Annotated in this window: 12 protein-coding genes; 3 read left to right on the top strand and 9 right to left on the bottom strand. The window is 33.7% G+C overall.

Features of this window, described 5'->3' with window-relative positions:
• Window positions 1-10 precede the first annotated feature (10 nt).
• The 3 genes from GMA17_RS15185 to GMA17_RS15175 all read right to left on the bottom strand — a co-directional run bounded on the left by GMA17_RS15185 (window position 11) and on the right by GMA17_RS15175 (window position 4,214).
• Window positions 11-745, bottom strand: a complete 735-nt coding sequence (locus tag GMA17_RS15185; protein WP_248397667.1) for a LytTR family DNA-binding domain-containing protein — start codon at window positions 743-745, stop codon at window positions 11-13.
• 70 nt (window positions 746-815) lie between these two features.
• The gene (locus GMA17_RS15180) at window positions 816-2,981 is read right to left on the bottom strand and encodes a histidine kinase (RefSeq protein ID WP_248397665.1); all 2,166 of its coding nucleotides are present in this window, start codon (window positions 2,979-2,981) and stop codon (window positions 816-818) included.
• A gap of 231 nt (window positions 2,982-3,212) precedes the next feature.
• Window positions 3,213-4,214, bottom strand: a complete 1,002-nt coding sequence (locus GMA17_RS15175) for a type IX secretion system membrane protein PorP/SprF (RefSeq protein ID WP_248397663.1) — start codon at window positions 4,212-4,214, stop codon at window positions 3,213-3,215.
• Between the two features lie 255 nt (window positions 4,215-4,469).
• On the opposite strand from GMA17_RS15175, the gene GMA17_RS15170 reads away from it, so the two are divergent.
• The 3 genes from GMA17_RS15170 (at window position 4,470) to GMA17_RS15160 (ending at window position 6,690) form a co-directional block, all read left to right on the top strand.
• Window positions 4,470-5,372, top strand: a complete 903-nt coding sequence (locus GMA17_RS15170; protein ID WP_248397661.1) for a NifU family protein — start codon at window positions 4,470-4,472, stop codon at window positions 5,370-5,372.
• Window positions 5,373-5,429: 57 nt separating this feature from the next.
• Window positions 5,430-5,630 carry a dodecin family protein gene (locus GMA17_RS15165; protein ID WP_092206572.1) on the top strand — a complete coding sequence of 67 codons (201 nt, stop codon included), beginning with the start codon at window positions 5,430-5,432 and terminating at the stop codon, window positions 5,628-5,630.
• Between the two features lie 241 nt (window positions 5,631-5,871).
• A complete protein-coding gene (locus tag GMA17_RS15160; protein ID WP_248397659.1) occupies window positions 5,872-6,690 on the top strand; it encodes a mechanosensitive ion channel family protein in 819 nt (272 codons plus the stop codon).
• Between the two features lie 3 nt (window positions 6,691-6,693).
• On the opposite strand, the gene tsaB is transcribed toward GMA17_RS15160, so the two are convergent.
• The 6 genes from tsaB to GMA17_RS15130 are packed head-to-tail and all read right to left on the bottom strand — an operon-like array spanning window position 6,694 to window position 13,039.
• Window positions 6,694-7,371 (bottom strand): tRNA (adenosine(37)-N6)-threonylcarbamoyltransferase complex dimerization subunit type 1 TsaB, encoded by a 678-nt coding sequence (gene tsaB / locus GMA17_RS15155; protein ID WP_248397657.1) that lies wholly within the window; start codon window positions 7,369-7,371, stop codon window positions 6,694-6,696.
• A gap of 4 nt (window positions 7,372-7,375) precedes the next feature.
• Window positions 7,376-8,710, bottom strand: a complete 1,335-nt coding sequence (locus GMA17_RS15150) for a TolC family protein (RefSeq protein ID WP_248397655.1) — start codon at window positions 8,708-8,710, stop codon at window positions 7,376-7,378.
• Window positions 8,697-9,809: an efflux RND transporter periplasmic adaptor subunit gene (locus GMA17_RS15145; protein ID WP_248397653.1), complete on the bottom strand. Its 1,113-nt coding sequence runs from the start codon at window positions 9,807-9,809 to the stop codon at window positions 8,697-8,699. Before GMA17_RS15145 ends, GMA17_RS15150 begins: the two co-directional genes overlap by 14 nt.
• A gap of 60 nt (window positions 9,810-9,869) precedes the next feature.
• Window positions 9,870-11,114: an ABC transporter permease gene (locus tag GMA17_RS15140; RefSeq protein ID WP_248397651.1), complete on the bottom strand. Its 1,245-nt coding sequence runs from the start codon at window positions 11,112-11,114 to the stop codon at window positions 9,870-9,872.
• Window position 11,115: 1 nt separating this feature from the next.
• The gene (locus GMA17_RS15135) at window positions 11,116-12,345 is read right to left on the bottom strand and encodes an ABC transporter permease (RefSeq protein ID WP_248397649.1); all 1,230 of its coding nucleotides are present in this window, start codon (window positions 12,343-12,345) and stop codon (window positions 11,116-11,118) included.
• Window positions 12,338-13,039: an ABC transporter ATP-binding protein gene (locus GMA17_RS15130; RefSeq protein ID WP_248397647.1), complete on the bottom strand. Its 702-nt coding sequence runs from the start codon at window positions 13,037-13,039 to the stop codon at window positions 12,338-12,340. Before GMA17_RS15130 ends, GMA17_RS15135 begins: the two co-directional genes overlap by 8 nt.
• Window positions 13,040-13,073 lie beyond the last annotated feature (34 nt).

The following is a 13,073-nucleotide window of genomic DNA, read 5'->3' as shown; positions in this document are numbered from 1 at the left end:
TGCAGGAATTCTATTTAAAAAAAGCCAACAATTCCGCTTTTCTAGAAGCCGAAACACTCACTTGCTTCCCATTACTCAACACAACACTTCCTCCCTTTCCTTTCACGTACTTTACAATCTCGTTGACGTTTACTAAATAGGATTTATGCACGCGTGAAAAGTGGCTATCCATCAACGCATCATCAAAATACTTCAAGGTCTTACTTACCAATTTCTTTTTCTCATTATTTAAATAAATCTCCGTGTAGTTATCATCGGCTTTGCAATACAAAATATCTGCTGTGTTGATGACTTCAAACCCATCCTGCTGTGGTATGGTTATTTTTCCTGAAATCACCTGTATTTTAGGGACTAAAACCTGATCTTGAAGCGCGGATTCTTTCTGTTTAATTTCAGTTACATAATCCACCGCTTTAATTAATTCATCAATAGAAATTGGCTTCATTAAATAATACGATGCGTGAGCATTTAACGCATCCATAGCATAGTGATTATAGGCTGTTACAAATATGGTTTCAAAATTAATATCGCCTACTTTTTCTAATAAATCGAAGGCATTTCCATAAGGCATTTCCACATCTAGAAACACCAAATCTAGTTCGTTATTTCTAATTAAAATGAGTGCTTCCTCCACGTTTTCTGCTTCACCTAAAACCTGGACATTTGGACAGTAGCGTGTTAAGTAGTTTTTTAAAATATCACGACTAGTATGTTCGTCTTCGACTATTATAGCTTTTAGTTTCATATTCTTATTTTTTTAGATTTGGGAATCTCATTCTTTTGTTTACAAATTAAGTTGTCTTAATATGCGATAATCAATCTTTTTTCAATGTGACAATCACTTGGGTTCCTGCATCTTCTTCATCCTGAAAATCGGAAATGCTTACATCTACTTTATCCTGATACATATCATTTAAAATAGACACCCGTTTTTGAATATTACTCATGCCTTGTGAGTTATGCTTTTTCTGATTATCAGTTTTTAATTCTTTAGAACGTTCGCGACCAATACCATTATCAGAAATGGTAATCGTTAGTTCTGTTTCGCTTGTTTTACAGATTCTAATGGACAACAACCCTTTGGTTGTTTTATAACGTAAACCATGCCATACTGCATTTTCTATATACGGTTGTAACAGCATAGGTGGAATTTGAAAGTCGGAAACAACCACATTATCCGCAATGGTTATCTCATAATCAAATTTATCTTGGAACCGGAAATGCTCCAATTTCGTGTAAAGCTCCAACAGGGCAATCTCTTTTTCCAAGGGAATAAAATCAGCTTCACTATTCTCTAAAACGGAACGCATGAGATGGGAAAAATCGGATAAATATCTATTAGCTGTTCGCTCATCATTAGCCGCTATAAAACTATTTACGGAGTTTAAGGCATTAAAAATAAAATGCGGATTCATTTGGCTACGCAATGATTTTAAAGCTAATAGATTATTTGCCAAACGTTGTTGTTTAATGTATTTATACATAAAATAAGCCGTAACCAAAAGCAACAATAATCCTCCAATTAAAGAGTAGATTATGAGCTGCTGACGCTTGTTACGTTCTGATGTTAATTGATACTTACTTTCTGATAATTGTCTATCGGATTCCAAACTGGTAATCCGATTTTGTTTTTCAGCAATTTCTTTACTAAAACGTGCCGCTTGAATTATTTCTTGCTCCTTTTTAATATACAAGGTTTCCACCAGATCTGTATATTCCTTGTAGGTTTCCAGGGCTTTATCATAATCGCCAGAACTACTATAAACCTCTGATAGTTTTCGCTTGGCATCCTTGGCAACCACTAAATCATTTTTTGCACTGGCTTCATTTATACTTTTTTCCAGATAGGTTTTAGCGCTATTATAATCCTTTTTTAAATAATAGGCATTGCCAATTTTATAGTTTTGTTTTTGAACAGTTAACGCACTTTCATTACCAATAGCCGAATCTAACTCAATATTTTGAATGGCTTGTATGGCTTGTTTTCGCAGTTCAATTTCATCAGAAAAATTTTGACTTCTATTTTTGAAATCGGCCACTTTCACTTTCTCCTCCACAGCACGCGAACCGGTTTCTTGAGAGGCTAATTTTAAAGCATTATCAAAGTAATCTTCCGCTTCTTTTTTATTCCCAGTTTCACTCAACACTTGGGCTATTTTCGAATTTAAATCGGTTATTTTGGCTTTTATTTTATAATAATTTGCTTTCTCTAAAGCTGAATTATAAGCCTTTAAAGCCTTTGGATAATCATGAATACTAGTATAAGTATCACCAAGTCCTTCATGTAAAACAACCTGTTGCCAATTACTTAAATCAGATTTTGAAACATTTTGATATGTCGCAATACTTTCTTGGTAACTTTTATTGTACCAATAGGCTTTGGCTAATTTTAACTGAACAGTATGAGATTTAACACTTTGAAGGCTAATGCGATAATTACTAATTGCTAAATCATATTGTTTCCAATGAATATATACATCACCTAAAACTTCATATACTTGCGAATTTTCGTTAATAGAGCGACTTTTGGAAAGCGCTTCTGTAATAAATTGCAAGCTTTTTTCTATATCTGTTTTTAAATAGGTTTCCGCGGAATCTATAGATGCATTAAAAGTTGACTCTTGATTTATTTTTGGCACTTCAAACGTTAACTCATTTGCTCGCACTTCTATTTTTATGCGTTCGTTATCTTTTATGGTGTAGTAAACGGTTTGGAAATCTTTATGCCTTATCACTAATTCATCACCTCTTTTTGCCTGAATTCTAAATTCACCAGCCATATTTGTTGTGGTATATGCGCCACCATTTACCTCAATATTAACTTGTGGAATGGGCTTACTAAATTCAGCATCATATACCGACCCTCGAACCGTAAAAACAGTTTGTTGCCTATTAGATGATGTTGACATTTCCTGCGCATAGACCATGTAGGGACTGACGTACAGGAACAGAAACAAAAGAGCGGTTAAAAAAGATTTCATTATTAAAATTTACATGTATAAACTTACGTACTTTAAGCGGTATAATAAAATACGTATTTGCAAATACGGTGAAGATTTTAAGTTAAAAAGTGTTGTTTACAAGCTGATTAAATTCATTCCCTAATTAAAATAGGGCTTTCACACATTCTGGGTTTTATTCAAATAAAATTAAACAACATAAAAAAAACTCGGAAGGTTATTCCGAGTTTTAAATTATTTGAATTGTATGTCTTAATTAATTGCCGGACAAGCACAGTGATAACGCTCTTTTCTGCAACCAAAGTTATAACCTAATGTTATTTGGTGAAAACCACCATTGTTGAATACAACTGAATTTGATTGGTATGAATAGGTATATGCAACCATAAACTCTTTAAAATTAACACCTACAAGTGGTGAAATATATTGTAATTTTTGGCTATTAACACTTCCGCCATCAATATATTCGGCACCATCTAAACTACGACGGTAGGATAAACCTCCCCAAAGCTTTCCGAAATCCATTTCTTTGTAAACTTTCGCATTGATGTCAATGGACGATTCTTTTGTACCATCTTTATATTGAAACATGATGGATGGCTCATAAGTCCATTCACTACCAAACTTCCCTAAAACAATACCTGTAGAGAATAAATAACGTCTTAAATTACTAGTAATTTCGATATCGTTATTAATCCCTTCATTATTTAGAATATTTTTTACAGTAGCATGTGCGTAGAAATTATACAAGAAGTATGAAAATCCGAAATCAATATTAAAGTTGGTTGAACTTTGTTCGATTCCTGAAATTATACGATCTGGTAATTCATTTAAGAAAGCTGTCTCGTCCAATTTATATTGGATAGCTCCAACACTTAAACCGAAAGAAAGCATGTTTAAATCTACTTCATTTCTAGAAAACATTAATTGGTATGCATACGTTAAATACGCACCATTTTGCGAGTGGTATCCGTTTTTATCCGTGTAAAAAATGGCGCCAATTCCAGAATTAGATTCACCTATTCTACCATTAGCACTAACGGTTAATAGTTTGGGCGCATTTTCATGGCCAAACCATTGCTGTCTACCTGTCATACGTATTTTAGCACAATTGGCAACACCAGCCATAGACGGGTGAATTAAATAATAGTTATCTGTTAGATAATCGGTATAAATAGGAAGTCCTTCTTGGGCTTTTACAAACTGTGTAAAAAAGGCAACAACTGCTATTAAAAAAAACCTTTTCATTCTCATAGTATATTTTTCAAGGTAGATTGGTAAAACCACACTAAATCTTTATCCTTATATAAAACTCGGTTTTTACAATAAAATTATAAATCCGCGACCAAATATATAAAAATTACTTTTTATCACTCCATTACAAAAGTTAAACCTTATCAAATTTCATGAAATTGATAAGTTTTAAACTCTATTTTACCGAGCATTAAAACTCAAATATATGGATATCTATAGTTTTCTTTTAGTATTTTTGCAAAAAATATATTTATCATGAATCCATATACAGTTTCCATTCAAGAAACTTCCAATAATACAATTGTAAAATTTGAACTTAATCAGTTTATAACCAAGCACCAAAGCTTTGAATTTAATAATATTGATGATGCTAAAAATTCACCTTTAGCACAGCAATTATTTTATTTACCTTTTGTGAAGAAGGTTTATATATCAAGTAATTTTATAGCTATTGAACGTTTTAATATTGTCGAGTGGCCTGATGTTCAAGAGGAAGTTGCAGAACAAATTACCGAATACTTAAATTCGGGTGGCGTTGTAATTACCGACACCACAACGGTAAAAAAAGTACCGATTACGGTTTATGCGGAAAGCACACCTAATCCTGCTGTAATTAAGTTTGTAGCCAATAAAAAATTAGTAACTGCAACTTATGAATTTACATCCATAGACGATGCTAAAGTGTCGCCATTAGCAACAGAACTATTCCATTTTCCGTTTGTGAAAAGTGTTTTTATGGAAGACAATTACATTTCTGTAACTAAATATGACATGGCAGAATGGGAAACTATCACCATGGAATTACGCGAATTTATCCGAACATTTATTGAAAATGGTAAGGAAGTCGTAAATGCTAATGCGCAAGAAGTACTAAATATTACAAGTGAAAAACTGGACGAAACCTATGAATCACGCGATGATACGTCCAAAGAAATAATAAACATTTTAGAAGAATATATAAAACCTGCCGTTGCTAGTGATGGTGGAAATATTCAATTTGAATCCTACAATCCAGAAACGAAAACGGTAAAAGTTATTCTACAAGGTGCGTGTAGTGGCTGTCCATCGTCTACGTTTACCTTGAAAAATGGTATTGAAAATATGCTAAAAGAAATGCTTAAAGGTCGTGTGGAAACAGTTGAAGCCTTAAACGGATAATTTTATATTCCGAAATATAATTAGTAACTTAATAGCCAAACTTAAAAAAACAATATTATGGCTATTTTAAAAGTTATTGAAGTATTATCAAATTCTGAAACCAGCTGGGAAGACGCAACCCGAAAAGCCGTTAAGGAAGCATCTAAAACCGTAAAAAACATTCGTTCGGTTTATGTAAAAGAACAAAGTGCTATTGTAAATGGCGATAACGTAACCGAATTTCGAGTGAATATAAAAATAACCTTCGAGGTTAAATAATAACAACTATTTGAAACGCCCTTTTTAGGGCGTTTTTTTATGCCCCATTCTTAATAGCTTGTATGCTATTCGTTGGAATTGGTAGTTTTCACCTATAAATTTGCTATTTGGTTTCATACATCAATCCAAACCATACCTCACTTATTATCTAACTGTTAATCATTATTTTAAATTTCTATAATTTTTAGAACTGTGAGATAATACTTAAGTTTGTCACTTAATTAATCTCACTAAACACATTATGGATAAAAATTTAGATTACTGGATAGAACAAGGCATTGCATTTGTAACCACTTACGGTTTAAAAGTTATTGGAGCCATTGTTATATGGATTGTTGGTTCTTGGCTTATTAAAAAGATTCTTAAAGGTTTCAAAAAAATGATGGATAAAGGTCATTATGAAGTAAGCCTCAAGAAATTTCTTGTAGATTTAATCAATGCTATTTTAAAAATATTATTAGTAATTACCATATTAGGCACTTTAGGTGTTCCTACAGCGCAATTTGCCGCTATTATAGCTGCTGCGGGTTTAGCCATTGGTTTAGCACTTCAAGGTTCTTTAGGGAATTTTGCGGGCGGTGTACTTTTAATGGTATTCAGACCTATTAAAATTGGTGATTTTATTGAAGCCCAAGGTGAAAGTGGAACCGTTAAAGAAATTGAAATTTTTACGACTAAACTAAATACAACAGATAATAAAGAAGTCATAATTCCAAATGGCGCATTATCAAATGGCAATATTATTAATTATAGTACAGAAGATACACGACGTGTAGATTTTACGTTTGGTGTTGGTTATGATTCTGACATTAAGAAAACCAAAGAAATACTTTTTGGTGTAATTAATTCGCATCCATTGGTATTGAAAGATCCGGCTACGGCTGTAAATGTATCTGAATTAGCGGATAGCTCTATTAATTTCTTTACACGTGCATGGGTTAAGAAAGAAGATTATTGGACCGTTAAGTTTGATGTTATGGAACAAACAAAAGAAGCACTTGATGCGGCTGGAATTGATATTCCTTACCCACACCAAGTGGAAATACACAAAGAAGGCTAATACCTATCTTTTAGATTTTGGTTTAATAGCTACAAAATCTTTTAAATAATACGGCTCAAAATAAGCGACATCTTCGGTGTCGCTTTTTTTGTACTTATTAAAAGCCAAAACACCCATTTCATTAGCTGATGGTAACTTGTGCTCTATAAAAACAGCATTTTTATGTGTAATGAGTGCTTTTGTTTTTTCAACACCATTACCTATAAAATGAACCTGACTTTTATCCAGAAATTCAGCATATGATGTTTCATCTAAAACTTCTGCTTCAATTCCACGAATAGGTTGATAGTTTGCATTGTAAATAGCGGCGTAAACTTCCATACGTCTGGCATCTAACATGGGAATGATAATGCCCTTGGTTATATTAACTTGATGCGCCATAGCTTCCAAAGTTGAAACACTAATCAGCGGAATATTTAAAGCAAAACACAAGCCTTTTGCTGCCGAAACACCAATGCGTAAACCGGTATAAGACCCAGGACCTTTACTAATGGCTACGGCATCAATTTCCGATTTATCTATATGGTTTTCTTTTAGAATGTCATTAATAAAAACATGTAAACGTTCCGCATGCGAAAAGCCATTATTATAATCTTCTTTTAAAGCAAAAGTCTCTCCTTCTTTTGAAAGAGAGACCGAACAATTTGTTGTTGCTGTTTCTATACTTAATATTATTGCCACCGTTTTATTGTGTTATAGGTTTTCCTAAATAGTAATCAAGAACTTTCGTTTTAAATACAAAATCATATTTTGCATTAATTAATCGCGATTGCGCATTGATAAGTTGAATACGTGATTGTTCTAAATCAAATGTATTCATAGTTCCTAAATTATAACGCTCTTGCGAATTTTGAAATGCTAATTTTTGAGCTCTTACGGATTTTTGAGCCGCCTCATAAGCTTTTAATGCTGCGTTGGCATCCGTAAATGCGCGTTGGATATTAGCTTCTAAATCTAGTTTAGCTTGGTCAAAATCTAATTTACTATTTTCTATTCTAATTTTAGATTTAGCAACAGCTGTCTTATTTTGGAATTGGGAGAAGATAGGAATACCCACACTTAACACAAAACTATGGGCTTTATTATCATTTAATTGATTTCCAAAACTAGCTTCTTGATCGGTTAAATTAGAATAAAACACATTAGAACCAAAACCATAGCTAAATCCCACATTTGGCATAAAACCACTTTTAGAAATTTCCGTATCCAATTCGGCTAATTCAATATTCTTTTCCGCTACTTTTATTTCATACCGATTATTATAAGCATAATCTAAAATAGGTTGAATATCTGTGTACATCAAAGCTGCGGAAGGGCTATCTACTTCAATAATTTCCACTTTAAAACCTTCAAAAGGCACTTGTAAAAGTTGAGACAAACTTAAAATGGAAAGCGTGTAATTATTTTCTGCAACCGTTAAATTTTGCTCATCACTACTTAATGTAGCTTCTACATCGTAAATATTAGCTTGTGGTTGAACACCCGCGTCTACTAATGCTTGAACTTGCTTTAATTGCTTACTTGAAAATTCAATTTGCGCTTGCGCCGTTTCCAAATTTTCTTTGTTAAAGAGCACATTTAAATAGGAGTTAACGACATTTAACGAAATATCATCTTTAATTCGGTTTAATTCCAATTGATTTCTATCTAAATTCAACAATGCTTGTTTGTGCAAGTTTGTGTTTCTAAAACCGTTAAAAATAGTTTGATTTACTCGTAGACCTAAATTGGTGGAATGACTCGTCCTGTCTACAAACTGCCCAGGAAAAAGTTCCTGATTACCCAATCCTAAACTCTGATTGGCATTCGCACTAAGTGACGGTAATAAACTTCCTTTGGTTGCAGTAATATCCTCCTCATTAATAAGTAAGGTATTAGCGCCTTTTTGAATTGCAATATTGTTTTCCAAGGCGTAGTTTACACATTCTTCCAGCGTCCATACTTTTTCTTGAGCATATGAACTAACAGAAAAAACAACCGTTAAAAACGAAAGGGTTAGTACTTTATTAATCTTCATCATTGTTATCTTCTTTTGCTTTATTCCAAACTTTTATTTTATCAGTTTCTGAAACACCTTCAGTAATTTCAACATTTATTCCATCTGAAATACCTAACTCAACATATTTCTCTTCATAGGTACCATCTTCTTTTTGAACTTCTACAAATGGCTTTTCCGTAAAACGATTAAATTGTAATAAGGCTTCCTTTACAACCATTACGCTATCTTTACTTTCCATTTCAATTTCTGCATTAGCGCTGTAACCAGCCCTAATTTTTACAGACGGATTAACTTCTACGTCTGCTTTAATAGTAAATTGAACTGCACCATTTTCTTCAATTCCTTTTGGCGCTACAAACGTTAATTTAGATGGAAATTCTTGTTGATTAATAGCGCCAAGAACCACAATAATATCTTTCCCTTCTTCTAGTTTTCCTACTTCAGATTCATCAACTTTTCCTTCGAAAATCATTTTACTCATATCTGCAATGGTAGCAATGGTTGTTCCTGCATTAAAGCTATTAGATTCAATTACTTGATCTCCCTCACGTACCGGAATTTCTAAAACAGTTCCAGGAATTTGTGCTACAATATTGGTGTTGGCAGAACCACCTCCCGATAAGGAACCTTGTTTGATAATTTGAAAGTCATTTTGAGCCTGACGTAAAGATTCATTTGCTTGGTTTAAGGACAACTCACTGTTTTCAAAATCTTGTTTTGAAATAACACCTTTTTCAAAAAGGGCTTTATTTCTGTCGTATAAGGTTTTGGAATTATCAAAAGATAATTGTGCGCTATTAATGCGACTTCTTGCACTTACTAAACTTTGTTCGTTTGGTACCACGCGAATTCTAGCTATTAAATCGCCTTTCTTAACAACGTCACCTTCTTCAACCAAAATTTTATCAATAATTCCAGCTATTTGCGGTTTCAATTCAATTTCTTCTTCTGGGTTTAATTTCCCTGTGGCAACCACTTTTGTTTTTATAGAGGTGAAAAACGGTGTTTCTGTTTTAAATTCTTCAATAGCTTTAGAATTGGAGTCTTTAAAGTATTTAATTACCCAAACAAATAGTACTAGGACTACGATGCCAATGATGATTTTTACTGCTTTATTCATTTGATTGTGTTTATTATTTTAATTGATCGGTTGGTTTTATAATATCTAAATTTTACTTATTTATTCTTCGCGTAATGCTTCTATAGGTTTAATACTAGTGGCTTTAAATGCTGGAATTAATCCGATTAAAGTGCCTAAAACAACTAAAATGAGCAAGGCTATAAATACAACTGAAATGGAAACAGATGCATTTACCATGGTTGCGTCTGGACCTTGCCCAAATGCGGCATCTAATGCTATCAGAATCCATCCACCACTAATAATCCCAAAGAATCCCGCCAGTAAAGTGATGAAAACGGCTTCTACTAAAATCTGTCGTTTTATTTCGTAAGGCGTGGCTCCTAGTGCACGGCGGACACCAATTTCTTTGGTGCGTTCTTTGACGGTAATTAATAGAATATTACCAATGGCAAAAACACCTGCAATAAGGGTTGCAATACCTACGAACCATGTCAAAAATTGCATACCAGAAAGAAAACCCGTCATTTTTGCAAACTCTTTACCTAAATTAAAACTTCCAAAGGCACGTTTATCTTCCGGATGCACGTTATTTAAATTTCTTAAAATGAGCTTTGCGTCTTCTTCAATTTGTTTGATGTTGTATTCCGGTTTCCCAGTAATCATCATCCAACTGATGTTTTCACCACGGTTATAAATTTGCTGAAAGGTGGTAAACGGAATATGCATATCCGTTGATGGCCCCATATTCATATTACCAACTTCAAATACACCAATCACCATAAAGTTCATACTGTTAATTTGAATCAACTCGCCAATTGCCTGTACATCCTTTTCAAATAGTTGTTTATAAACATCTTCTGAAATGACTACAACTTTTCTATTCGCATCTATATCGTTTTGATTGATAAAGCGACCGTGAATTAACTTTTTCTTCTGCACTTTATCTAATAAAGGATAATCCCCATTTATACCAAAGGTTCCCGAAAGGAAATTCCGAACCACCATGGCTTGGCTTTGGCTTCTTGGTACTACAAATTCAATACCTTCTACATTCTCTTCTACTTTTTTAGCATCCGTTAATGTCAACTTTACTTGTCTTCCTTCTTGAAAGCCTTGAAAAGGTTTGCTAGTGCTTTGTGCCCAAACGAATACACTGTTCGTAGCAAAATCGCCAAACAAACGATTAAATGCATTCTCTAATCCTCTGGCAGAACCAAGAAGACCAATAAGTAGGAGAATTCCCCACCAAACACCTACCATGGTTAAGATAGATCGTAGTTTGTTTTTACTAAGACTATCAAAAACCTCTTGCCAAGTATCTCTATCTGTTAAAAATTTAAACATATTAGTCGTCTCTTAATGCTACAATGGGTTTAATTTGTGATGCTTTTTTAGCTGGTAAATAACCTGCAATTGCACCTGCTAAAATAAGTGTAATGGTTGCCGCAATAATAAGTGACGGTTGTACACTTGGATCCTTAATAAAATATGTTTCCAACGTTGGAGCAGCAAGTTCTAAAACACCGACACCTAATAACAAGCCAACATAACCTGCAATGGCAGTAATTAAAATAGATTCTATTAAAATAATAGATACAATAGATCGTGGTGTAGCGCCTAATGCTTTACGAATGCCAATTTCCTTGGTACGTTCTTTTACAATAAAAATCATTATATTACTAATACCAACGACACCTGCTATTAAGGTTCCAAAACCAATTACGAAAATGATAAATCCTAAGGCGGTTGTCATTTGCCCCACAGCTTTGGTACCTTCCGCCATGTTTTGAATACGAATTGCACGCTGATCGGTTTCCGCAACATCAAAGCGGTTTTTCATTTTATTAGTAAGTGTTCTACCAAACGCAATGGCTTGGTCGTAATTCATTTCAGGATTATAGGTCAAGTTAATTTGATCTACATAATCTGTATTACCATATAACCGTTGTGCGGTGGAAATGGGCATATAAATTAAGCGTTCCTCATTATCGCCGCCATCATCCGAGAAAACACCAACTACTTTATACGGAATACCATCTAGATTAATATATTTTCCTAAAGCGGTTGTTCTTAAAAATAAATCTTCTTCAACCAAACGACCTATAACAGCCACTTTAGTGTGGTTTTGAACATCCAACTCATTAATGTATCGTCCTTGATCCATTATGGTCATTTCTAAATATTGATGATCCGGGTGAACCGCGCGAACAGAATAACTACTTTTTTCGTTTCTAAAAGTAGCCGTTACATTTCTATAGATTCTAGAGGTTATAAATTGAACTTCATCTTTAAACTCGTCTTTAACATAGGAATAGTCTTCATTTTTAAACTGAATACGTCTACCTGCCTGAAGTCCTTTATTGGCTTTGGTAGTCATACCCGAATAAATCATAATGGAATTATTGGCATCGTCATTAAAGGCGTCTGAAAAAGTATTTTGAAGTCCGTTAGCTAATCCAAAAAGAACAGCAAATAGTAAAATAGCAAAGGCTACCGTAAATCCTGAAAGCAAACTTCGCGTTCGGTTTTTATTGATACTTTGAAATATCTCACGCCAAAGATCTAAATCAAACATATTGTTCGGCTCTAACTTGTTCTACAAAAACATCTTCCATAATAACACCATCTTTTAAACGGACAATACGCTTACACATATTGGCAATATCTTCTTCATGCGTTACCATTAATATGGTTTTTCCTTCATCATTTAACTGCTGAATAAAGGCCATAATTTCATAAGATGTTTTGGTGTCTAGAGCACCTGTAGGCTCATCGGCAAGAAGTAATTTTGGGTTTGCAGCCAACGCTCGTGCAATAGCAACACGCTGTTTCTGTCCACCAGACAATTCATTTGGCAAGTGGTGTGCCCAATTGGCAAGACCAACCTTTTCCAAATGAAACATACCCAATTCTTGACGTTCAGCACGCTTCATGCCTTGATAATACAAGGGAAGTGCTACGTTTTCAATCGCATTTTTATAATTGATTAGGTTAAAGGATTGAAAGATAAATCCTAAAAACTTGTTTCTATAAATTGCTGCTTTTTTTTCGGTTAAATTTTTAATGGGAACACCATCAAGAATATACTCACCTTCGTCCGCTTCATCCAACATACCAATAATATTTAATAAGGTAGATTTACCAGAACCCGATGATCCCATAATGGCAACCATTTCACCTTCTTTAACAGAAAGATCAATACCTTTTAATACATGTAAACTGGAGTCACCTATAGGATAGGATTTGTGCAATTTGCTTATAGTTAGCATAATTTACGTTGGTTGGTTAAATTATATTCTACAA

The sequence above is a fragment of the Bizionia sp. M204 genome, assembly GCF_023205095.1.
Taxonomy (GTDB): domain Bacteria; phylum Bacteroidota; class Bacteroidia; order Flavobacteriales; family Flavobacteriaceae; genus Algorimicrobium; species Algorimicrobium hallyeonense.
Note: the sequence above shows the minus strand (reverse complement) of the source record. Positions and strands in the feature narration are given on the sequence as shown.

Coding starts and splice junctions, on each gene's coding strand:
- GMA17_RS15185 (WP_248397667.1), bottom strand. CDS start 745: ATGAAACTAAAAGCTATAATAGTCGAAGACGAACATACTAGTCGTGAT.
- GMA17_RS15180 (WP_248397665.1), bottom strand. CDS start 2,981: ATGAAATCTTTTTTAACCGCTCTTTTGTTTCTGTTCCTGTACGTCAGT.
- GMA17_RS15175 (WP_248397663.1), bottom strand. CDS start 4,214: ATGAGAATGAAAAGGTTTTTTTTAATAGCAGTTGTTGCCTTTTTTACA.
- GMA17_RS15170 (WP_248397661.1), top strand. CDS start 4,470: ATGAATCCATATACAGTTTCCATTCAAGAAACTTCCAATAATACAATT.
- GMA17_RS15165 (WP_092206572.1), top strand. CDS start 5,430: ATGGCTATTTTAAAAGTTATTGAAGTATTATCAAATTCTGAAACCAGC.
- GMA17_RS15160 (WP_248397659.1), top strand. CDS start 5,872: ATGGATAAAAATTTAGATTACTGGATAGAACAAGGCATTGCATTTGTA.
- GMA17_RS15150 (WP_248397655.1), bottom strand. CDS start 8,710: ATGATGAAGATTAATAAAGTACTAACCCTTTCGTTTTTAACGGTTGTT.
- GMA17_RS15145 (WP_248397653.1), bottom strand. CDS start 9,809: ATGAATAAAGCAGTAAAAATCATCATTGGCATCGTAGTCCTAGTACTA.
- GMA17_RS15140 (WP_248397651.1), bottom strand. CDS start 11,114: ATGTTTAAATTTTTAACAGATAGAGATACTTGGCAAGAGGTTTTTGAT.
- GMA17_RS15135 (WP_248397649.1), bottom strand. CDS start 12,345: ATGTTTGATTTAGATCTTTGGCGTGAGATATTTCAAAGTATCAATAAA.
- GMA17_RS15130 (WP_248397647.1), bottom strand. CDS start 13,039: ATGCTAACTATAAGCAAATTGCACAAATCCTATCCTATAGGTGACTCC.